General features: G+C 55.1%; 17 protein-coding genes and 3 tRNA genes. 12 read left to right on the top strand and 8 right to left on the bottom strand.

Annotation, left to right across the window (positions count from 1 at the left end):
• Positions 1 to 71 precede the first annotated feature (71 nt).
• Together DWV57_RS04870 and DWV57_RS04865 are read left to right on the top strand one after the other, a co-directional pair.
• The gene (locus tag DWV57_RS04870) at positions 72 to 917 is read left to right on the top strand and encodes a class C sortase (protein ID WP_120020151.1); all 846 of its coding nucleotides are present in this window, start codon (positions 72 to 74) and stop codon (positions 915 to 917) included.
• On the top strand, positions 904 to 1,773 hold the full coding sequence (locus DWV57_RS04865; protein ID WP_120020150.1) for a SpaA isopeptide-forming pilin-related protein: 870 nt from the start codon (positions 904 to 906) through the stop codon (positions 1,771 to 1,773). Before DWV57_RS04870 ends, DWV57_RS04865 begins: the two co-directional genes overlap by 14 nt.
• Positions 1,774 to 1,852: 79 nt before the next feature.
• Here DWV57_RS04865 and DWV57_RS04860 read toward each other — a convergent pair whose 3' ends face one another.
• The 6 genes from DWV57_RS04860 to DWV57_RS04835 all read right to left on the bottom strand — a co-directional run bounded on the left by DWV57_RS04860 (position 1,853) and on the right by DWV57_RS04835 (position 7,862).
• Positions 1,853 to 4,000: a polyribonucleotide nucleotidyltransferase gene (locus DWV57_RS04860; protein WP_118529221.1), complete on the bottom strand. Its 2,148-nt coding sequence runs from the start codon at positions 3,998 to 4,000 to the stop codon at positions 1,853 to 1,855.
• Between the two features lie 277 nt (positions 4,001 to 4,277).
• Positions 4,278 to 4,532: a 30S ribosomal protein S15 gene (gene rpsO / locus DWV57_RS04855; protein WP_005933138.1), complete on the bottom strand. Its 255-nt coding sequence runs from the start codon at positions 4,530 to 4,532 to the stop codon at positions 4,278 to 4,280.
• 158 nt (positions 4,533 to 4,690) lie between these two features.
• The gene (locus tag DWV57_RS04850; RefSeq protein WP_118529220.1) at positions 4,691 to 5,530 is read right to left on the bottom strand and encodes a CPBP family intramembrane glutamic endopeptidase; all 840 of its coding nucleotides are present in this window, start codon (positions 5,528 to 5,530) and stop codon (positions 4,691 to 4,693) included.
• Between the two features lie 108 nt (positions 5,531 to 5,638).
• A complete protein-coding gene (locus DWV57_RS04845; protein WP_120020149.1) occupies positions 5,639 to 7,249 on the bottom strand; it encodes a glycosyltransferase family 39 protein in 1,611 nt (536 codons plus the stop codon).
• A gap of 429 nt (positions 7,250 to 7,678) precedes the next feature.
• Positions 7,679 to 7,754 (bottom strand) — tRNA-Pro (locus DWV57_RS04840).
• A gap of 34 nt (positions 7,755 to 7,788) precedes the next feature.
• Positions 7,789 to 7,862, bottom strand: a tRNA-Gln gene (locus DWV57_RS04835).
• Positions 7,863 to 8,142: 280 nt separating this feature from the next.
• On the opposite strand from DWV57_RS04835, the gene DWV57_RS04830 reads away from it, so the two are divergent.
• The 4 genes from DWV57_RS04830 to DWV57_RS04815 all read left to right on the top strand — a co-directional run bounded on the left by DWV57_RS04830 (position 8,143) and on the right by DWV57_RS04815 (position 13,468).
• Positions 8,143 to 9,222, top strand: coding sequence for an ATP-dependent 6-phosphofructokinase (locus tag DWV57_RS04830; protein ID WP_097776657.1), 1,080 nt, complete (start codon positions 8,143 to 8,145; stop codon positions 9,220 to 9,222).
• Between the two features lie 315 nt (positions 9,223 to 9,537).
• Entirely contained in the window at positions 9,538 to 10,368 is an 831-nt protein-coding gene (locus tag DWV57_RS04825) for a PRD domain-containing protein (protein WP_118529293.1), read from the top strand.
• 82 nt (positions 10,369 to 10,450) lie between these two features.
• Entirely contained in the window at positions 10,451 to 12,058 is a 1,608-nt protein-coding gene (locus tag DWV57_RS04820; protein ID WP_118529294.1) for a PTS transporter subunit EIIC, read from the top strand.
• Positions 12,059 to 12,061: 3 nt separating this feature from the next.
• A complete protein-coding gene (locus tag DWV57_RS04815) occupies positions 12,062 to 13,468 on the top strand; it encodes a family 1 glycosylhydrolase (protein ID WP_118529295.1) in 1,407 nt (468 codons plus the stop codon).
• A gap of 55 nt (positions 13,469 to 13,523) precedes the next feature.
• Here DWV57_RS04815 and DWV57_RS04810 read toward each other — a convergent pair whose 3' ends face one another.
• Positions 13,524 to 14,519 carry a D-isomer specific 2-hydroxyacid dehydrogenase family protein gene (locus DWV57_RS04810; RefSeq protein ID WP_118529296.1) on the bottom strand — a complete coding sequence of 332 codons (996 nt, stop codon included), beginning with the start codon at positions 14,517 to 14,519 and terminating at the stop codon, positions 13,524 to 13,526.
• A gap of 208 nt (positions 14,520 to 14,727) precedes the next feature.
• On the opposite strand from DWV57_RS04810, the gene pepT reads away from it, so the two are divergent.
• A complete protein-coding gene (gene pepT, locus DWV57_RS04805; RefSeq protein WP_120020148.1) occupies positions 14,728 to 15,945 on the top strand; it encodes a peptidase T in 1,218 nt (405 codons plus the stop codon).
• A 399-nt stretch (positions 15,946 to 16,344) separates the two neighbouring features.
• Here the strand turns inward: pepT and DWV57_RS04800 are convergent, their stop codons facing one another.
• A complete protein-coding gene (locus tag DWV57_RS04800) occupies positions 16,345 to 17,730 on the bottom strand; it encodes a potassium transporter TrkG (RefSeq protein WP_120020147.1) in 1,386 nt (461 codons plus the stop codon).
• A 372-nt stretch (positions 17,731 to 18,102) separates the two neighbouring features.
• Here DWV57_RS04800 and DWV57_RS04795 point away from each other — a divergent pair.
• The 5 genes from DWV57_RS04795 to DWV57_RS04775 all read left to right on the top strand — a co-directional run bounded on the left by DWV57_RS04795 (position 18,103) and on the right by DWV57_RS04775 (position 19,877).
• Positions 18,103 to 18,176 (top strand) — tRNA-Arg (locus tag DWV57_RS04795).
• 248 nt (positions 18,177 to 18,424) lie between these two features.
• Positions 18,425 to 18,775, top strand: coding sequence for a YodL domain-containing protein (locus DWV57_RS04790; protein WP_243112304.1), 351 nt, complete (start codon positions 18,425 to 18,427; stop codon positions 18,773 to 18,775).
• On the top strand, positions 18,765 to 18,968 hold the full coding sequence (locus tag DWV57_RS04785) for a transposon-transfer assisting family protein (RefSeq protein WP_120020146.1): 204 nt from the start codon (positions 18,765 to 18,767) through the stop codon (positions 18,966 to 18,968). The genes DWV57_RS04790 and DWV57_RS04785 overlap by 11 nt, the downstream gene beginning before the upstream one ends.
• 173 nt (positions 18,969 to 19,141) lie before the next feature.
• On the top strand, positions 19,142 to 19,489 hold the full coding sequence (locus DWV57_RS04780; RefSeq protein ID WP_112122235.1) for a DUF6054 family protein: 348 nt from the start codon (positions 19,142 to 19,144) through the stop codon (positions 19,487 to 19,489).
• A 1-nt stretch (position 19,490) separates the two neighbouring features.
• The gene (locus DWV57_RS04775; RefSeq protein ID WP_015536783.1) at positions 19,491 to 19,877 is read left to right on the top strand and encodes a DUF2500 domain-containing protein; all 387 of its coding nucleotides are present in this window, start codon (positions 19,491 to 19,493) and stop codon (positions 19,875 to 19,877) included.
• Positions 19,878 to 19,967 lie beyond the last annotated feature (90 nt).

Raw genomic sequence — 19,967 nt, 5'->3', positions numbered from 1 at the left:
TCCCCCAAGAACCCGGAGCAAAGGGGCCGCAAGGCCCCCGCTCCTATCCTTATAACATTAGGGAGTAGCCCATGAAAAAGAACAAAAGCACCATCATCCTGATCCTCGTCTTTTTCGTGGGTCTATCCGTGATGTTATACCCTACCCTCAGCGATTATGTCAATCAGCGGCACCAGTCCCGCGCGGTGGCCACCTATGCCGAGGACGTGGACAAGCTGACCGATGCCGATTACTCCGCCTATTTCGAGGCGGCAGATGCGTTCAATGCGCAGATCGCCGCAGACCCGGATGCGTTGTATTTTCCGCAGCGCTTTCCCACCTACGAAAGCACGCTGGATGTGACCGGCACCGGCATTATGGGCTACATCACCATTGAAAAGATCGGTGTGGAGTTGCCCATCTACCACGGCACCAGCGATAGCGTGCTGCAGATCGCTGCAGGCCACTTGGAGGGCACCAGCCTGCCGGTGGGCGGCAAGAGCACCCATGCGGTCATTTCGGCTCACCGCGGCCTGCCCAGCGCCAAGCTGTTCACCAATCTCGACCGGCTGGAAGTGGGCGATACCTTTACCATCACCGTGCTGGACCGCGTGCTCACCTACGAGGTGGACAACATCTCCATCGTTCTGCCCACCGAGACGGACAACCTCAAGGTGGTGGACGGCAAGGATTACGTCACCCTGATGACCTGCACCCCCTACGGCATCAACACGCACCGCCTGCTGGTGCGAGGACGCCGCATCACCACGCCGGACAAGCTCAAGCACATCCGTGTAACAGCCGATGCCGTCAAGATCGAACCTATCATCACAGCCCCCATCATGGCACTGCCCCTGCTGCTGGTGCTGCTGCTCTGGCTGCTGTTCTCCAACCGCAAACGCAAATCTACAAGAGGTGAAAAACATGAAACGCACTGATCTCAAAAAGCACGCTGCGGCCCTGCTTTTGGTGCTGTGCCTTCTGGTAACAAGTGCGCTGCCTGCCCTTGCCACCAGCGCAAACATCAAGCTGGTGGACAGCAGCGGCAATCCCACTACCGGCACCATCCGCGTTACGCTGTACGACAGCGCCAACGATAAGGCGCTGAGCGGCGGCAAGCTCACTTTGTACCGTGTGGCCGAGGTAAAGCGCAAAAACGGCGACCTGAGCTACGAATACTGCGGCGATTTCTACGGCTGCGGTATTGCGCTGGGTGATTTGACTGACAGCACCCTTGCGGCCCAGCTGCAGGAGTATCTGCCCCAAAGCGCCGAGGGCACTGCGAAGACCATTGACGAGGACGGCAGCGTGACCTTCCGTGATCTGGAACTGGGACTGTATCTGATCGTACAGACCGAGGCTTCCAAGGGCTATGAGCCGATCAATCCGTTCCTTGTCTCTCTGCCCATGGCGGAGGATGGCAAGTGGAATTATGCGGTGGATGCCAGCCCCAAGGTGGGTGCTTACACCCCCACCAAGCCGGACACGCCGCCTACGCCCCCTACGCCGCCGGATACGCCCGATCATCCTGATACGCCTACCCCGCCGGACAACCCGGATAACCCGGTCTCTCCCGGTAATCCGGACAATCCCGTGGCTCCGGGCCACCCGGATCATCCGGTAGCACCCGGTAATCCAGACAGCCCCGTTCTGCCGGGCCACCCGGATAACCCGGTAATGAGCGGTCTGCCGCAGACCGGTCAGCTGAACTGGCCCGTGCCGGTGCTGGCTGTCAGCGGTGTGGTGCTGTTTGCATTCGGCTGGGCGCTGGATCGCAAATACCGCACAGTATAATTTTCTTTCGATACAACAAAGAGGACCCGATGCAGATGCATCGGGTCCTCTTTTTCGGTTTCTTTTATGCAGTCAGGGTTTACTGCTGCTGTGCCTGCTCGGCGCGCTTGGCTTCCAGCGCCAGAATGGCATCGCGGCGGCTCAGGTTGATGCGGCCCTGCTGGTCGATGTCGGTCACCTTGACAACGATGGCATCGCCCACAGCCACCACATCCTCCACGCGCTCCACACGCTTGGTGTCCAGCTTGGAGATGTGCACCAGACCTTCCTTGCCCGGTGCGATCTCAACGAAGGCACCAAAGTTCATCAGGCGGGTCACTTTGCCCTTGTAGATGGCACCGATCTCGGGGTCCTCCACAATGGTCTTGATGGTAAAGATGGCGCGCTTTGCGTCCTCCTGATCTACAGCGGAGACGAACACATGGCCGTCCTCCTGCACGTCGATCTTGCAGTTGCAGGTAGCGCAGATGTCCTGAATGACCTTGCCGCCCTTACCGATCACGTCCTTGATCTTATCGGTGGGGATCATCATGCTGAACATCTTGGGTGCGTAGCGGCTCAGCTCATGGCGGGGCTCTGCGATCACCGGCTTGATGATCTCGTCCAGAATATACAGGCGGCCCTTGCGGCACTTCTCGAAAGCCTCGGCAATGATGTCGTAGGTCAGGCCATCGATCTTGATGTCCATCTGGATGGCAGTGATGCCCTTGCGGGTGCCGCCCACCTTGAAGTCCATATCGCCGTGGAAGTCCTCCACGCCCTGAATGTCCAGCATGGTCATCCAGCGGTCGCCCTCGGTGATCAGGCCGCAGGAAATGCCGGCAACGGGTGCCTTGATGGGCACGCCTGCATCCATCAGGGCCAGCGTAGAGCCGCAGATAGATGCCTGAGAGGTGGAACCGTTGGAGGAGAGCACCTCAGACACGCAACGGATGGTGTAGGGGAACTCTTCCAGAGAGGGCAGCACGGGCACCAGAGCACGCTCTGCCAGTGCGCCATGGCCGATTTCGCGGCGGCCGGGGCTGCGCGGTGCGCGGGCCTCGCCCACAGAGTACGGCGGGAAGTTGTAGTGATGGATATAGCGCTTGGTCTGCTCGTCGGTCAGGTCGTCCATGAGCTGGTTGTCCTTGGTGCCGCCCAGAGTGCAGGTGGTCAGCACCTGCGTCTGGCCGCGGGTGAACATGCCGGAGCCGTGCACGCGGGGCAGGATGCCCACTTCGGCAGCCAGCGGGCGGATCTCGTTGATGCCGCGGCCGTCCACGCGCTTGCCCTCGTCCAGCAGCCAGCGGCGCACCACGAACTTCTGCATCTTATAGCTGACCAGATCAAGATCTGCAGCGGTCAGGTCGGGGTACTCCTCGGCGATCTTGTCCATGATGGGCAGCAGAGCGGCATCGCGCACATTCTTGTCGTCGGTATCCATAGCGGCCTTGAAGTCGTCCAGATACTTGTTCTGGATGGCGTGGAACACGTCCATATCCAGACCCACCACCTGAAAATCGATCTTCGGCTTACCGCGCTCGGCCACGATCTTGTTGATGAACTCGATGGTCTTTTTGATCTCCACGTGAGCGGCCTTGATGGCGTTCAGCATGGTGTCCTCGTCCACCTCGTTGGCACCGGCCTCGATCATCACGATCTTATCCATGGTGGCGGCAACGGTCAGGGCAAGGTCGCTCACCTTGCGCTGCTCCTGCGTGGGGTTCAGCACGATCTCGCCGTCCACCAGACCCACCTGCACGCCGCCGATGGGGCCGTTCCACGGGATGTCGGACACGGCAGTGACCAGAGAAGCACCGATCATACCGGCGATCTCAGGGCTGCAGTCGGGGTCCAGACTCATGACGGTCATGGTGATGCACACGTCGTTGCGCATTTCCTTGGGGAACAGCGGGCGCATGGGGCGGTCCACCACGCGGCTGGTCAGGATGGCGCGCTCACCGGGGCGGCCCTCACGGCGCATAAAGCTACCGGGGATGCGGCCTGCGGCGTAGAGCTTTTCCTCATACTCCACGTTCAGGGGGAAGAAATCCACGCCCTCGCGGGGCTTGGGGCTCATGACCACATTGCACATCACGCAGGTCTCACCGTAGCGGATCAGCGCACTGGCGTTGGACAGACCGCACATTTTGCCCATTTCTACCTTGAACGGGCGGCCTGCCAGCATGGTCTCGTAGACCTTGTAGTTCTCAAAGGTCTCTCTGCGGGAACCAAATTCAATTGCCATTGTTTTTGCCTCCTTGTTTTTTCGGATTTTTTCTATCCAAAAGGCGGTGGCACGCGCATCATAGCAATAAATCCAGCGTCCGTGCCGTTCACATCCGGTTTTGTTTGAGATATTTCCCCCACCGGGGGAATGTCTCTGCCGTTGATGTGAGCCGTCCGCGCCATGAAAAAGCATTCGGGGCACAGGCGTTCGATTTACTGCTGCAATACGCAGCCGCTGCCATTTGTATACAAAAGCAAAAGGCAGGCACCTTTGCGGTACCTGCCCTCTGTTTAAATTACTTACGCAGACCCAGAGTTGCGATCAGAGCACGGTAACGCTCGATGTCCTTCTTCTGGAGATAAGCCAGCAGATTGCGGCGGCGGCCAACCATCTTCATCAGGCCGCGGCGGCTGTGGTGATCGTTCGGGTTCTTCTTCAGGTGCTCGTTCAGCTCGTTGATGTGAGCGGTCAGCAGAGCGACCTGCACTTCGGGAGAGCCAGTGTCCTTCTCGGTCAGAGCGACTTTGGCCATAACTTCCTGCTTGTTCATAGTACCATACCTCTTTATAAAATTTTATGTGCCAATGGAACAGCGGCGGGAAACGGCATTCCCAAAAAGCGGGCATACTCCCAACCCCGTACCACGGTAACAGATACAGTATACCAGAACCCTGTGCAAAATGCAAGGATATTTTTTGCATCCTGCCTTTATTTTTTTACGTACTGGTGCCAGTACAGCTGCACCTCCGGCAGCTTCTTTTTGCGCAGCAGAACTGCGGTGGGGATCAGATACAGCAGCACCGAAAGCAGCATGGATGCATCGTAGCCGCTCACCGCATCGGCCACGGTAGTGGTGCCGTACAGCCCACCGATGAGCATGGACGAAATATCCATGGCACCATGCAGGAATACCGTCACCCACAAATTGCCGGTGCGGAAGTAGATCGCCGCAAAAAGAGTGCCCAGCGATGCTGCAAACACGCACTGCATCAGCACACCGAACGGTGCCGAACTGAGGATATTGGTCAGGTGCGCCGCACCAAACAGCACACCGGACAAAAGGCAGGCCTTCCACACACCGGCGCGGCTGGTGCCAAAGTGCTCCAGCAGGGTCTGGGCAATGACACCGCGGAAGATGAATTCCTCGGCCACACCCACCATGGCCATGCTGACAAGGAAGGTGCAGATGCGTGCCGCAGGCTGCAGCACGCCGTTCTCCGGCCGACCCAGCACCAGCGAACCAAAGGCATTGTAGCCAATGAACACCAGCGGGTACATGCCCACCAGCAGGCCATTGAAAAAGCCGCTGCCGCGGCGGCGCAGCAGCCCGGCACGGTCTGTCCGTACCAGAAACAGCACTGCCACCATGGCCCCCACCAGCTCCTGCAGAGTGCTGTAGAGGTATGTATCAATGGACGCAAAATCCGTCCGGAAAAGAACCAATGCAATGGTAAAGACCAGATCTGTTACAAACAGGCTTGCCAGAAAAATCACTTCTGCCAGAACGCAGAATAAGATCGGGTGCGCTTTGCGCAGTCGTTTGAGCATGGGATACCCTCCTGAATCGTTGATGGTACTATTCTAGCACACTTTACCTTAAAACGATATAGCACACGCAAAAAAGGCAGTTTTCCCTTCTGCTGTGCCGCAAAGCGTTCACTTTTTCAAAACAAAGATCTGTTCAAACTCCTGCGTTGCCAGCAGCGAAACATCCTCATAGCCGCCCTGCCGGGCAACGTTCCACGCAGTTTCCATGTTCTGGGCCGTGATCTGCTCCACCTGTTCTGCCGTCACGAACTGCCACAGCCCCCGGCCTCCAATGAACAGCACCAGCGTATCATTTTCGCCGGTGTTATACTGCACCAGCAGCTCACTGGAATCGTCCGGCACCACACAGACCTCCTGAAATTTGAGAAGCTCCTGCACGCCGGAAGTGAAACTGCCAAGGTCCCCGGTAATATCCACGCAGGCGGCCTGACTGTATTGTTCCAGTTCTTTGTCTATCTTATAAGTACCGCTGTACATGCGCTCCGGCTCGATCACAAATGCAAGCACGACCATTGCAAGGCACACGATCTGCAGAATGCGCTTTCTGGTGCCTGCACGCAGCGTATCCAGAATGGAGAAAAGGCCGCAGCCGCAAAACAGCGCTTCCAGCGGCTGCAGATGGTACACATACCGCAGCGACTTATACGGCGAGATCACCGCGATAACCAGAAATGCAGCAAGCGCCGGGACCGCGATCAGCTTGACATCCCCGGGGATCAGCGTAGTGCCGCGCAACTTGCCCGGCAGCCAGCGCTGCCCCAGCTTCGTCAGGGTCAGCACGGCCATAATGCCTGCGCCTACAGCAAAACCGACGATGCTCCAGCCGATCAGCTCCAGCGGGCCTTTGGGGTACTGCGCCAGATCCAGCAGATTGTTTGCTGTTGACTCCAGCGAAACCGTATCCTGCGAGTGCAGCTGTGCATACCAGCACGGAAAGGTGAGCAGCATTCCGCCAACGCCCGCAAGCGCTGAAAGCGAAAATGCAGCAGCATTTTTCCATTCGCGCCGGAACATCAGGTAAAGGTCATATGCTGCGCACAGCAGGAAGGCATAGACCACAAAGAAATACTGGGTCATCATGCCAAGATAGATGGTTACACCGATCAGAAGATATCTGGGCACAGACGGCCTGCGAAGAGACTTTGCCACCAGCAGCGCAAGCAGGATCGTCAGCAAGGTCATGAGCATATACATGCGCACCATCGTCACATTCGAGATCATTTCACGGTTGAACGCATACAATGCACAGACAAACAATGCTTTTTTCCAGTCTGCAAACAGCTCCATGCCCAGCGCATACAGCGCTGCCAGCGTGCCGCCCAGCAGCACAAAATTCATCCCCAGACCCGTCCATTTTGTAAAGCTGCCCGGAAATAATGAGCACACCGTGTGCAGCAAAAAGTAGAACAGCGGCGGATGAACGTCCTGCGTCTGGTTATAGTAGACCGACGCATAGTCGAACCGTGTGCTTCCCTGCGGGGCAACATAATTCAGAAACTCGCTCTGCGTGAACACTGCCTCCGGCAGCTTGCCGTTTGCCACCTGTTCTCCACCATGGAGCCAGCTTAAAAACGGAACATAACTGCTGTTTGCAAGGCCGTAGGAGTAGATCTCATCCAGAAAGAAGCCCTCTTTCCGCACAGCCCACCAGCCGCAAAGGCAGATCAGAACGATCACAAAAAGCGCGACCGCCCGTTTTTTCTTTTTTGTTTCCTGCATAGTTTCTGTTTTTCCTCGCTTTTTTGTCCGTTCTGCAGCCAGATATGGCTTTGCTCTTCCAGTATATCATATTTAGAACACAAGTCAAAATTTTGCGGATTGCAGATCCCGCTACTCCTGGCGGGATGCACCTTGTTAGACATTCCTACGGGTTGGGACCCGCGCACTAATCAAAGCCCCACTGGGGCTTTGATTACCTCGCCTACGGCGCGGCCCGTGCTCCTTCAAATCCCGCGCGGAGACAAAAAAGAACCAGTACACGAATGTGTTAGCAGCATGCACCTTGTTAGACATTCCTAGCCGGTGGGACCCGCGGGCTAAACAAAGCCATACTATGGCTTTGTTTGCGATGCTTCGCACCGCCGCCCTGTTCAAATCCCGCACAGAGACAAAAAAAGAACCAGTACACGAATGTGTACTGGTTCTTTTTGGTCGGAGCAGCGGGATTTGAACCCACGGCCTCCTCGTCCCGAACGAGGCGCGCTACCAACTGCGCTATGCCCCGAAAATACCGCAGCCAGTTGAGACTGCGGTTTTCTTGGTTGGGGATGAGAGAATCGAACTCCCACAAGTAGAGTCAGAGTCTACCGCACTACCACTATGCAAATCCCCATTATTCTGTTTGTCTGCCGCGCCGTGCGCTGCTGACAAGGGATATTATACTCAAAAGGCCCGCGCTTGTCAACCATTTTTTTATTTTTTCTGCAAAAGTTTTCCCGCTGTTCTCCTGCCCGCAGAAATGCACCGTGGAAGCGTGTAAATTTTCTGCGCTTCTCTTGACAGCGGCCCCCATCCGGAATAATCTTATACTATAAACAGGTAGGTCTCCGGGCAGACTGACTTTGAAAGGCAGAACGCGCGGCGCTGAATACCAAATGAAAGAGGGCTTTTGAATGAAAAAACGTGTTGGAATCCTGACCTCCGGCGGCGACTGTCCGGGTCTGAACGCCACCATCCGCGGCGTAGCAAAAGCACTGTATGCCCGCATGGGCGATAACGTGGAGATCATTGGCATCCTGAACGGATACAGCGGCCTGATCAACGGCGACTACAAGGAGATGTGCGAGGACGATTTCCGCGGCATCCTGACGCTGGGCGGCACCATTCTGGGCACCAAGCGCACCCCCTTTAAAATGATGCGTGTGGTGGAGGACGACAACATTGATAAGGTTGCCGCCATGAAAAAGACCTACAAGGAAGCCAAGCTGGACTGCCTGCTGTGCCTGGGCGGCAATGGCACCCACAAAACCGCAAACCTGCTCTCGCAGGAGGGTCTGAACATCATCGGCCTGCCCAAGACCATTGATAACGATATCTATGGTACCGACGTAACCTTCGGCTTCCACACCGCCGTGGACATTGCCACCGATGTGATCGACCGCATCCACACCACCGCAGGCAGCCACAGCCGCGTGATGTGCATTGAGATCATGGGCAACAAGGCAGGCTGGCTGACGCTGTACTCCGGCATTGCAGGTGGTGCAGATATTATTCTGCTGCCGGAACAGCCCTATGATATCGACCGTGTGTGTTCTGCCGTGGAACGCCGCGCAAAGAAGGGTTCCAACTTCTCCATCATCGCTGTGGCCGAGGGTGCCATCAACTGCGAGGAAGCCGGCATGAAGCGCAAGGAATGGATGGCAAAGCGCGCCGAGGCAGGCTTTGGTACCACCGCCACCAACCGCATTGCACAGGCCGTGCAGAAAAAAACCGGCATGGAGACCCGTGTGTGCATCCCGGGCCACATGCAGCGCGGCGGCAGCCCCAGCGCCTACGACCGTGTGCTGGCCACCCAGTTCGGCAGCTATGCGGCAAAGCTGGTGGAGATCGAGCGCTACGGCGTGACCGTTGCCATGGTGAATCGCCATGTCACCGAGAACCGTCTGGCCGACATTGCAGGCAAGACCCGCAATGTGCCGGAGAACTGCGACCTGCTCACCGTCGCCCGCCGCATGGGCATCAGTCTGGGTTGATTTTTCTTCAAATAGTATGCTTTCCCCCTGCCGATGGCATTTCTCCTGTCGGCAGGGGTTTATTGTATCCAACATTTGGGTAACCCGTCTGATTTTTCAGAATATCTTTTGTCGAAATCGCGAATGGATTTTCTCTGTCTGTTCTGGTAAGATATTTGCAGACAATTAAACCAGTCGTTACTCCTCGGGAGGCGCTACTGGCAGTTAACCAAAAGACACTATGGGTGTGTTATCGGTTCTGCACAGGTAGATGCTTTCGGAGGTTTTTTCTTTTTATTGCGTATTTTTCAACATTCTGTCGGGAGGAAGCTGTCCATGAAGCTGCTGCGTAAGATCAACAACAACGCTGCCGTGGCGCAGGATAATCGCGGCCGTGAGATGGTCGTTCTGGGCCGCGGGGTAGGCTTCCATCCGATGCCCTATGAGCTGACCGATCTTTCTGTGGTCTACCGCACGTTTTACGACGTAGACCCGCAGTATTATGAAATGCTGGCCAGCCTGCCGGAAGAAGCGCTTCTGGCAGCGGCAGATATTACCGAGCAGGCCGAGATCACCCTGCACACCGAGCTGAACCCCAACCTGCCCTTCACGCTGGCCGACCACATCGCCTTTGCACAGCAGCGGGAAAAGCAGGGCATCCGGATGGCAGCTCCGCTGCATTACGACGTGCAGCATCTGTATCCCCATGAATACGAGCTGGGCCTGCGGGCACTGGAGACCGTGCGTCTGCGTACCGGTTCTTCCCTGCCCCGCGCCGAGGCCGTAAACATTGCGCTGCATATCGTCAATGCCGAGCTGGAAGGCAGTGACCTGTCCAGCACCCTGACCGCCGTGGAAGTTCTGGACAAAGTGACGGCCTCCGTCGAGCAGGAGCTTGGCATTGTGCTAGATCGCGAAAGCTACAACTATGCCCGGTTTGCCATGCACATCCAGTTTCTGGTGCGGCGGCTTTCCGCCGGGGCAGCCATGGAACAGGGCAGCGGGAAGATGCTGGACGAGCTTTCCCGCGAATACCCCGCCGTCTATCATTGTGCCTGCACCGTGGCACAGAATATTGAGCAGCGCCACGGCTGGCATTGCAGCCGTGATGAAGTGCTGTACCTGATGCTGCACATCTACCGTGTGCAGAACCGCGAAAGCGATTGATTTTTTGAATGTTTCCGGCTCCGGAGATGCGCGCGTCCGGGCCAGATTCAGATAGAGTTATCCACAAACGGAGGTTTCCCCTATGGATCGTGAGAAGTTTCTGGAAAAGCTTTTTCCGCTGGTCGGCGGAAAAGAAAACACCAGCCTGTGCGAGTTTCAGGACGATATGCTCTATATCACCCTGAAGGACGCCGGTCTGGCCGATGAAAACGCTGTGGCAAAGCTGCCGGATGTTGCATCCGCCGCCCTGCGCCGCGGCCGCCTTACGGTCACATTCGGGGAGCCGGAAAGAAAAGAGGAGGTTCCCTTCATGGCGAACAACGAAAAACTTATCAACGAGATCCTGCGCGCAGTTGGCGGCAAGGAAAATGTCTCGTCCGCAACGCACTGCATCACCCGCCTGCGTTTCCGCCTGATTGATGTGAAAAAAGCAGATATTGAAGAAGTAAAAAAAATCGATGGCGTGGCAGGCTGCGTTTACAAGGCAGGGCAGTTTCAGGTCATTATCGGCCCCAATGTGAACGAAGTTTATGATGAACTGATCAGAACGACTGGCGTCAAGAGCGAGCCGGCGGTTACAGATGCCGAGGCCGAAGCCGAGGACGGGGCAAAGAAGAATATCTTCTCCCGCCTGGTCGATACGATGGCAAGCATCGTTATGCCGATGATTGGACCTCTGGCTGGTGCCGGTATGATCAAGGCCATCCTGTCCATTCTGACCCAGTTCGGCGTGATCAGCTCGGATTCCCAGACCTACCAACTGTTCTATCTGGTGGCTGACGGCGTTTTCTATTATATGCCCTTCTTTCTGGCATTCTCTGCGGGCAAGAAGTTTAAGTGCAACCCATATCTGTCTTTGATCTTTGCCGCAATGCTGGTGCACCCCAATTATATTGCGCTGCGCACCGCAGGTGAAGCAGTCAAGTTGTTCGGTTTCCTGCCAGTCACATTGGCAAGCTATACTTCCAGTGTTGTACCCATTATTCTGATCGTCTACTTCCAGTCCATCGTTGAAAGATTCTTTGAAAAGAAAACGCCAAAAGCAATCAAAGTTTTCTTTGTCCCCATGATCACTGTTCTGATTACGGTCCCGGTCGGTTACGTTGTGCTTGGCCCTCTGGGCTCCATTATCGGCACCTATCTGGCAAAGGGATTCACCGCACTGGATGTTTATGCAAGCTGGCTGTGTCCCACGCTGGTCGGCGGCTTGTGCCCGTTGCTGGTCATGACCGGCATGCACTATGCACTGGGCAGTGCACAGAGCATTCAGCGTGCTACGCTGGGTTACGCTACTATTCTGGCTCCCGGCATGGTCTGCAGCAACATGGCACAGTCCGCTGCAACCTTTGGCGTTGCCCTGAAGAGCAAGAACCCCGAGATCAAGAGTCTGGCTTCCACCGTTGGTGTTACCGCGCTGTGCGGTATTACTGAACCCACCCTGTATGGCATTGGCCTGAAGTATAAAACACCCCTGTACTGTGCAATGGCAGGCGGCGCTCTTGGCGGACTGTTTGCAGGCCTGATGCATGTTAAGCAGTGGGCCTACGGTACTTCTACCATTTTTGCACTTGCTGTCTACCTTGGCGAGGATAACTCGTTTATCAATATGTGCATCGCTGTTGCAATCGCCATGGTCAGTGCTTTCATCCTTTCCTATATTACCTTTAAGGATCCGGTTCAGGAGAAGTAAAATATGAGTTTTCCGAAAGATTTTTTATGGGGCGGTGCTTTGGCAGCAAACCAGTGTGAGGGTGCTTATCTGGAAGATGGCAAGGGCCTAAGCCAGCAGGATGTCATGCCGCACGGCGTACAAGGTCCGGTGACGGAAGCACCTACGCCGGACAATCTCAAACTGCTGGGTACGGATTTTTATCATCGCTACAAGGAAGATATTGCGCTTCTGGCCGAAATGGGATTCAAGGTGTTCCGTTTTTCCATTGCGTGGAGCCGTATTTATCCTACTGGTTTTGAACAGGAGCCCAATGAAACAGGCCTTGCGTTCTATGATCAGGTAATCGATGAGTGCCTGAAATACGGCATCCAGCCGCTAATCACACTTTCCCATTATGAGATGCCACTGGAGCTGTGCCGCAGACTGGATGGGTTCCGTTCTCGTGAAGCAATCGAATACTTTGTGCGCTATGCCAAGACAGTACTGACCCGTTACCATGACCGTGTAAAATACTGGCTGACCTTCAACGAAATCAATGTGACCCTGATTTCGCCGTTGTTGGGGGCCGGTGTGATGACACCAAAATCCAAGCTTACCGCACAGGACAAATACCAGGCTGCCCACCATCAGCTGGTGGCCAGTGCACTTGTGACGCAGTTTGCACACCAGCTGGACGCCACCCTGAAAATCGGCTGCATGGCAGCTTCGGCACCGCGTTATCCAATGACCTGCAATCCGGATGATGTGATGTCAGCCATGCTCTCACAGCAGGAGCTGGATTACTTCATCACAATGCATTGTACCGGCAGCTATCCCTACTATGCACAGCGTCTCTGGAAGGAAAACCATGTCCAGCTGAATATCACCGAAGATGACCGAATCGCCTTGCAGAATACAGTCGATTTTGTCTCGTTCAGTTATTACAGCAGTAAAGTGGTGGCCGCAGACGAAAGCAAGTATCAGATGGCAAACGGAAATGTGATGCGTGGGCTGAAAAATCCATTCGTGCCGGTTTCGGACTACGATTATCCAATTGATCCGGAGGGGCTGCGTTATATCCTGAACTATCTGTACGAGCATTTCCACAAACCGCTTTTCGTAGCAGAAAATGGGATCGGCGCCCGTGAGCAGTTGGTCATGCTGCAGGATGGCACGCAGACGGTGGAAGATGATGCACGCATCTTGTTCCATCGGGGCCACATTCAGGCAATGGAACGTGCGATTGCAGATGGCGTAGAAGTGTTTGGCTATACCAGCTGGGGCCCCATTGACTGCGTCAGTGCAGCCTCTGCGGAGATTAGTAAGCGGTATGGTTTTGTGTATGTAGACCGCAACCAAGACGGCTCTGGTACACTGGAACGCTTCCGCAAAAAGTCTTTCTACTGGTACAAAAAGGTCATTGCCACCAACGGCGAAGACCTGAGCTGATTTTTCTACAGACACAAAAATACCGGTGCAGTTCAAAAAGCCGCACCGGTATTTTTTACTTTTCCGTCACATCATGCCGGGTAGGCTGGCCTTTTTCAAAGGCAGCTGCGCTTTCCAGCACACCGCGCACCATGCTCTCCACATCCTCGTGGGTGTAGAAAGCCGTGTGGTCGGTCAGGATCACATTGGGCATGCTGCGCAGAGCCGCCAGCTCCGGGTTCGGGATCACATCGCCCATGCGATTATAATAGTACAGGCCGTTCTCATTTTCCAGCACGTCCAGGCCCGCCGCGCCGATCTTGCCGCTTTCCAGCCCGGCGATCAGTGCATCGCTGTCGATTAGCTTGCCGCGGGCGGTGTTGATGATGGTCACGCCCGGCTTCATGCTCTCAATTGCTTTGGTGTCGATGAGATGGTGATTCTCCTCCGTAGCGTTGGTGTGCAGAGTGATGACATCGCTTTCCGCCAGCAGGGTCTCCAGCGGCACATACTCGGCGATCTTCTTTACCTCGTCGTTGGGGTACAGGTCGTAGGCCAGCAGGCGGCAGCCAAAGCCGGACAGATGCTGCAGCACCGTGCGGCCAATGCGGCCCGTACCGATCACACCCACAGTGCAGTTGGAAATATCGCGGCCGATTTTTCCCTGCAGGGAGTAGTCCTGCGCTTCGCCGCGCTTGAGGATGTGCCCTGCCTTGCGCAGGCTCATCAGCATCAGCATAATGGCAAAGTTTGCAACGCCGTTTGGCGGATAATCCACATTGGCCACCTTCATGCCCAGTTCCCGGGCCGTCTCGCGGTCTACGTGGTCGTAGCCGATGGAACGGCAGCAGATGGACTTTACGCCCAGCTCGTGAAACCGCTTGACCATGGGCGCGCTCATATCACAGGGCGTTACCGACACGGCATCATAGCCCTTTGCCAGTTCAGCATTTTCCAGCGTGGGATACTCCTGCGTAGAGCCAAACTCAACATCCAGCTTCGGTGCCAGCCGCTGCGCGATGCCCAGCTCATCGTAGGGGCGCAGGGTGTAAAAAAAGACTTTTGTTGCCATAAAACTTCCCTCCCGGCTTATTTTGTACCTATTGTAGCACGTTCTGCACAGATGGATGCATTTTACTGCGTGAATTTTGTTCATCTTAAAAATGAGGGTTCATCTTTCCATATGAATGCGTGCAAAACAGTTGTAAATTGTCGGAAAAGAGGGTATGATAAAAGAACTGAGAAGTATACATCACTGAAATATAAAAGGAGTGTGCCTTATGCGCGCTTATGAACGGCTTTTGAATTATGTCCGGGTGCATACCACCTCGGACGAAAACTCCGGTACGCACCCTTCCGCTGAACGGGAGTTTGACCTTGCCCGCCAGCTGGTGGAGGAGATGAAGGCCCTCGGCATGGAGAATGCCCATGTGGACGAGCACTGCTACGTCTATGGCACCCTGCCTGCCACGCCCGGCTGTGAGGATCAACACGCTCTGGGCCTGATCGCCCACATGGACACTGCCGACGATGCCAGCGGTGAGAATGTGCAGCCCGTTGTGTGGGAAAACTACAACGGCGGCGACGTAACTCTGCCCGCCACCGGCATGGTGATGAAGCCCTCTGTGTTCCCCTTCCTTACTTCCATGAAGGGCGAGACCCTCATCACCTCAGACGGTACCACCCTGCTGGGTGCCGACGATAAGGCCGGTATTGCCGAAATTTTGACCGCTGTTGAGACCATTCAGGAAAAAGGCCTGCCCCATGGCAAGCTGTGTATCGCCTTTACTCCGGATGAAGAGATCGGCGAGGGTGCAGAGCTGTTCGATATTCCGGGCTTCGGTGCCAACTTTGCCTATACGGTGGACGGCGGCGATGCCGGTTCCATTGAGTACGAGAACTTCAACGCCGCTTCCGCCACCGTGACCATCCGCGGCTTCTCGGTGCACCCGGGCACCGCCAAGGACACCATGATCAACGCTTCCAACGTAGCAATGGAGTTCCACGGTGCTCTGCCCGTCACGGCCCGGCCGGAGACCACCGAGGGCCGTCAGGGCTTCTACCACCTGTGCCAGATGTACGGCGATGTGACCACCGCAAAGCTGGGCTACATCCTGCGCGACCACGATGCCGCAAAGCTGCAGTTCAAGAAGGACAACATGCTGGATATTGCCGAATTTTTGAACGGAAAGTACGGCGAAGGCACCGTGACCGTGGAGATCAAGGACAGCTACCGCAACATGCTGGAAAAAATCAAGCCGCATTTCCACTTAGTAGAGACCGCCCGCAAAGCCACCCGCATGGCCGGGCTGGAACCGGAGGAAATTCCGGTGCGCGGCGGCACCGACGGTGCCATGCTGAGCTGGAAAGGCCTGCCCTGCCCCAATCTGGGCACCGGCGGCTTCAATTTCCACGGCGTATGCGAGTGCATCACCGCTGAGCGCATGGACCGCTGCACCGAGATCTTGCTGAACATCATCAAGCTGTACGCAGAGTAAATTTTATTTTTCAATATACAAAAAAGTGGGTGCTATTTTCGGATAGCACCCACTTTTATTATACTCTGACGCTTATTTCTACGACTCCACTCGTGAAAATGCATTTGGAGCAGCCCTGCGGTTGCGTAGCAATGAAAGCCCCAGTGGGGCTTTCAAGCAGGCGAGCGATCTGCGTTAGCAGATGGAAGGGATTCGCCCTGACAAGCGTCGGGGCTGTGACAAATGCGAAAAATAAAAATCAAATTCCACCGAACATGCCCAGAGTACAACGACGACGACCGCTGCCTGCGGCAGAAGCAGGGAGGAGTTGTTGGGGCCGCGGCCAGCAAGACACGAATGCCGCTCAAGGCATGAAGTGGATGCTGGGAGCCGCAACTCTAGGAGGGCATTCAAAATCGTTTAACCAACGTTGATATGCCCCACCGGCATGATCTTCCGTTTGTTGTCATCCGGCTTTGCCGTCAGGCTCATGGCCAGCGACACCGGGCCGACACGGCCCATGAACATGACCAGCATATACAGGATCTTTGCGCCCCGGTTCAGCTGAGCGGTAACGCCCACCGAAAGGCCAACTGTGCCAAAGGCAGAGCAGGACTCGAAAATAGCGTCAATGACCGATACCGCCTCCGAAGTGTTGTAGTACACCACCACAGCCGAGCCAACCGCCGCCAGCCCGCCGAGCACGATAATGGTCAAAGCACGATAAACCGTCTTGGACTCGATGTGGTGCTCTGCGATCACACAGTCATCGCGGCCCTGAGCCACACTGCGGATCGTCAGGATGATCACAGCGAACGTAGTCACCTTCACGCCGCCGCCGGTAGAGCCGGGTGCCGCACCAATGAACTGCAGCGCGCTCATCAGCAGTTTGGTGATGGGGCCGCAGGCCGCAAGGTCGATGGTATTCATGCCCGCAGTACGAGTGGACACCGACTGGAACAGCGCCGCCATCAGCTTGCCGGGCACAGAGAGCCCGCCCATGCTGGCAGGATTGTTCCACTCCATCAGCGCGATGAGCGCCGCGCCGCCGAGCCACAGGATCACCGAGAAGCTCAGCACCACCTTAGCCTGCAGAGACAAGCGGTGTTTTTTGCGGTACTCGCCGATCTCCACCCATACCATGAAACCCAGACCGCCGGAGATGATCATGAACATCACAACGGCCTGAACATAGTAATTGTTCACATAGGGTGCCAGTGAGGAATACTGGCCGAACCGGCCAAACAGATCAAAGCCCGCGTTACAGAAAGCCGAGATGGCCGTGAACACGCTCACCCAGATGCCTTCCAGCCCGAACTGCGGCACAAAGGCGAACAGCAGCAGCACAATGCCAATGCCTTCAAACAGGCCAGCCAGTCCCACCACGATCTTCAGCACGTCCTTGGCCTGCGCATATCCGTCCGCTGAGACGCTTTCTCCCAGCAGCCGCAGATCGCGGAAGCCCATACGCCGCCGCATAGCCAGCGCGAAGAAGCTGGTGAGGGTGACCAACCCCAGACCACCCACCTGAATGAGCAGCAGGATCACCGCCTGCCCAAAGTAGGTGAACTGGGTCCAGGTATCCCGCACGATCAGACCAGTAACGCAGGTAGCGCTTGTGGCGGTGAACATGGCATTCAGCACATCCAGCCGCCCGTGCTTGCTGGCAACCGGCAGGCTGAGCAGAAAGGTGCCCAGCGCGATCACGATGACAAAGCTCACACAGATGATCTGCGTAGGCGTATACATCCCCTTGCGCTTGCCCGCCGGGCGGTAAAACAGCTTTTTCCCTTTTGCTTTTTCCATAAGCTCCTCCGCACGCGGCAAAGCCTGCCGCGGCTATTTTCATTTCCTCTATAGCATACACCATTTTGCCCGCCGGTTCAACTTGATTTTATCCGCAAAATGCTGTATTATAATAGGGTATCCGTCTCCGTAGCTCAGATGGATAGAGCGCAAGCCTCCTAAGAATTCGGTCAACCTGATACCTTGGGTGCAGAAGTGATTGCTCTAATCAAAAGCAAGGCCGGGGATCAGAGTTTTCCCAACAAATTTTGATGCAACAACTTCACCATCGTCCCAGTTGCAATGCAGTCGGTCACTTCGTTGTGAAAAGCATTCCACACATTTGTTTCCAAGTGCGTCGAATTTCAAAAAATCAACGATAATACATAATATGCCTCAGTAGCTTAGCTGGATAAAGCGCCTCCCTCCTAAGGAGGAGACCGCAGGTTCGAATCCTGTCTGGGGTATCCCTTTATGAAAATGCGAAGGTCATTTTTCCATGTGAAAGACGATCTTCGCATTTTTCATTTTGAACCTATCACCAAAATTAGCCAGCTAATGCCATTAGCAGAATTTTCGGTTTCAGCTAATAAAATCAGGTTTCCAGCTAATGAAGCCCCATAAAGCACCTTTTGAACTCTGTTTTCCGGCTCTCTGCTAAAATTGGTAGCCGCTTTCCTGTAAATCCATGTAAATAGAAGATAAACTGTGTATCGTGATCGAGTGCGGCAATGCCCTGTTACAAAAGGGCTATGCTGATTTGCCCGCCATGTGGCAGGATGTGCCGAACAACGAGGTTTTGGAAGAACTGTTTCAGGTGTTCAACCTCTCCCGTCCGCAGGATTTTGAGGGGCACAGCCTGTCGGTCAGCGATGTGATCGCACTCAAACGCAATGGCGAGGTGTCTGTGCACTATGTGGACAGCATCGGCTTCAAAGATTTACGGGGGTTTCTGGACAAGCAGCCGGAACGTCCTTCGGTGCTGATGAATCTCAAGGAAAAATGCGATGCCCCGGAGTGCAACCCAATCGGATGCCGGAAAGCGAGGTCTACCCATGAACTTTGACCATGAGGAACTCATGCTGATGATGCTCTACAACACCGGCACCCGGATGGGACTTATCCACGAACTGCGGCTGATGCAGTGCTACCTGATGCCCGATGAAACCGCCCTGCGGGAGTTGTCGGAAGGTGTTATCGAAAAGCTGAAACTGCTGACCGATGCGGAGTTTGGCGAGTTGGAATTTCCCCCGGACTGATTATTGCCGCCTGCGGGCGGCGTACATAAAGTATTTTGTTCTTCCAAAAGATATGCTATAATCAAATTAGACAAAATTCCTCTCTTCAAGCGATTTCTCCGCAATTTTCCTGTGGCTCTGCTCGTATCAAAAATAAGGGACCGATTTTTAATTGTCAGAACGGAGGAACCATTATGGCAATCTTTGAAAAGACCATCCGAAACAAAAACTTTGACAAGCTGCTTCGGAAGCTGGAACAGGAGATCCCGGACAGCAGCTGGTCGGCCGATCTGGAAGCAGGCAGTGACTTCAAAGAAGGCGACGCCCGGTGCAGTGTCCGTGTGTTTGAGCGGTACAGCATGATAGGCGGCAACCGCCTGAGCCTGACGCTGACCCTGTTCCAGAATGGAGACAGTCCGATCCGCCTGTCTGCCATCACCGCAGGCGGCAGTCAGGCGGTGTTCTTCAAGGTGAACACCCTTGGAGAAGAATCTTTTCTGGACGATGTAAAGGACCTGCTGGAAGAAATTTTGGAGGAGTAAAATGTTTTTTGGATGGTTTGACGCTATATTCAGCTTCATTTTCCCAATCCTGTTCCTGCTTTTTATTGGAATGTTTTTCTTTGCTCTAATTTCAAATCTCCGCACATGGAACAAAAACAACCACTCGCCGCGACTTACCGTTCCGGCAACAGTGGTAGCAAAGCGCACCGATGTTTCGCATTCCAGCAGTGCCAATGCCGGAGATATGTCCGGTGCGCACGGATACGACACTAGCACATTTACATCGTACTATGTGACTTTTCAGGTGGAGAGCGGCGACCGGATGGAATTTGAAGTGGACGGAAGCGATTATGGTCTGCTCGTGCAGGGCGACATCGGAAAGCTGAGTTTTCAGGGCACCCGCTATCTTGGGTTTGAGCGGAGCTAAGTGTTTCTTACATTATATAGTATGGAGTGCTGTATGAACGATTTGTTTATCCAAGGGCTGACCATCGACTGGAACAGAGTTCGCCCATAC

This window comes from Faecalibacterium sp. AF10-46 (genome assembly GCF_003604105.1).
Classification (GTDB): Bacteria; Bacillota; Clostridia; order Oscillospirales; family Ruminococcaceae; genus Faecalibacterium; species Faecalibacterium taiwanense.
Note: the sequence above shows the minus strand (reverse complement) of the source record. Positions and strands in the feature narration are given on the sequence as shown.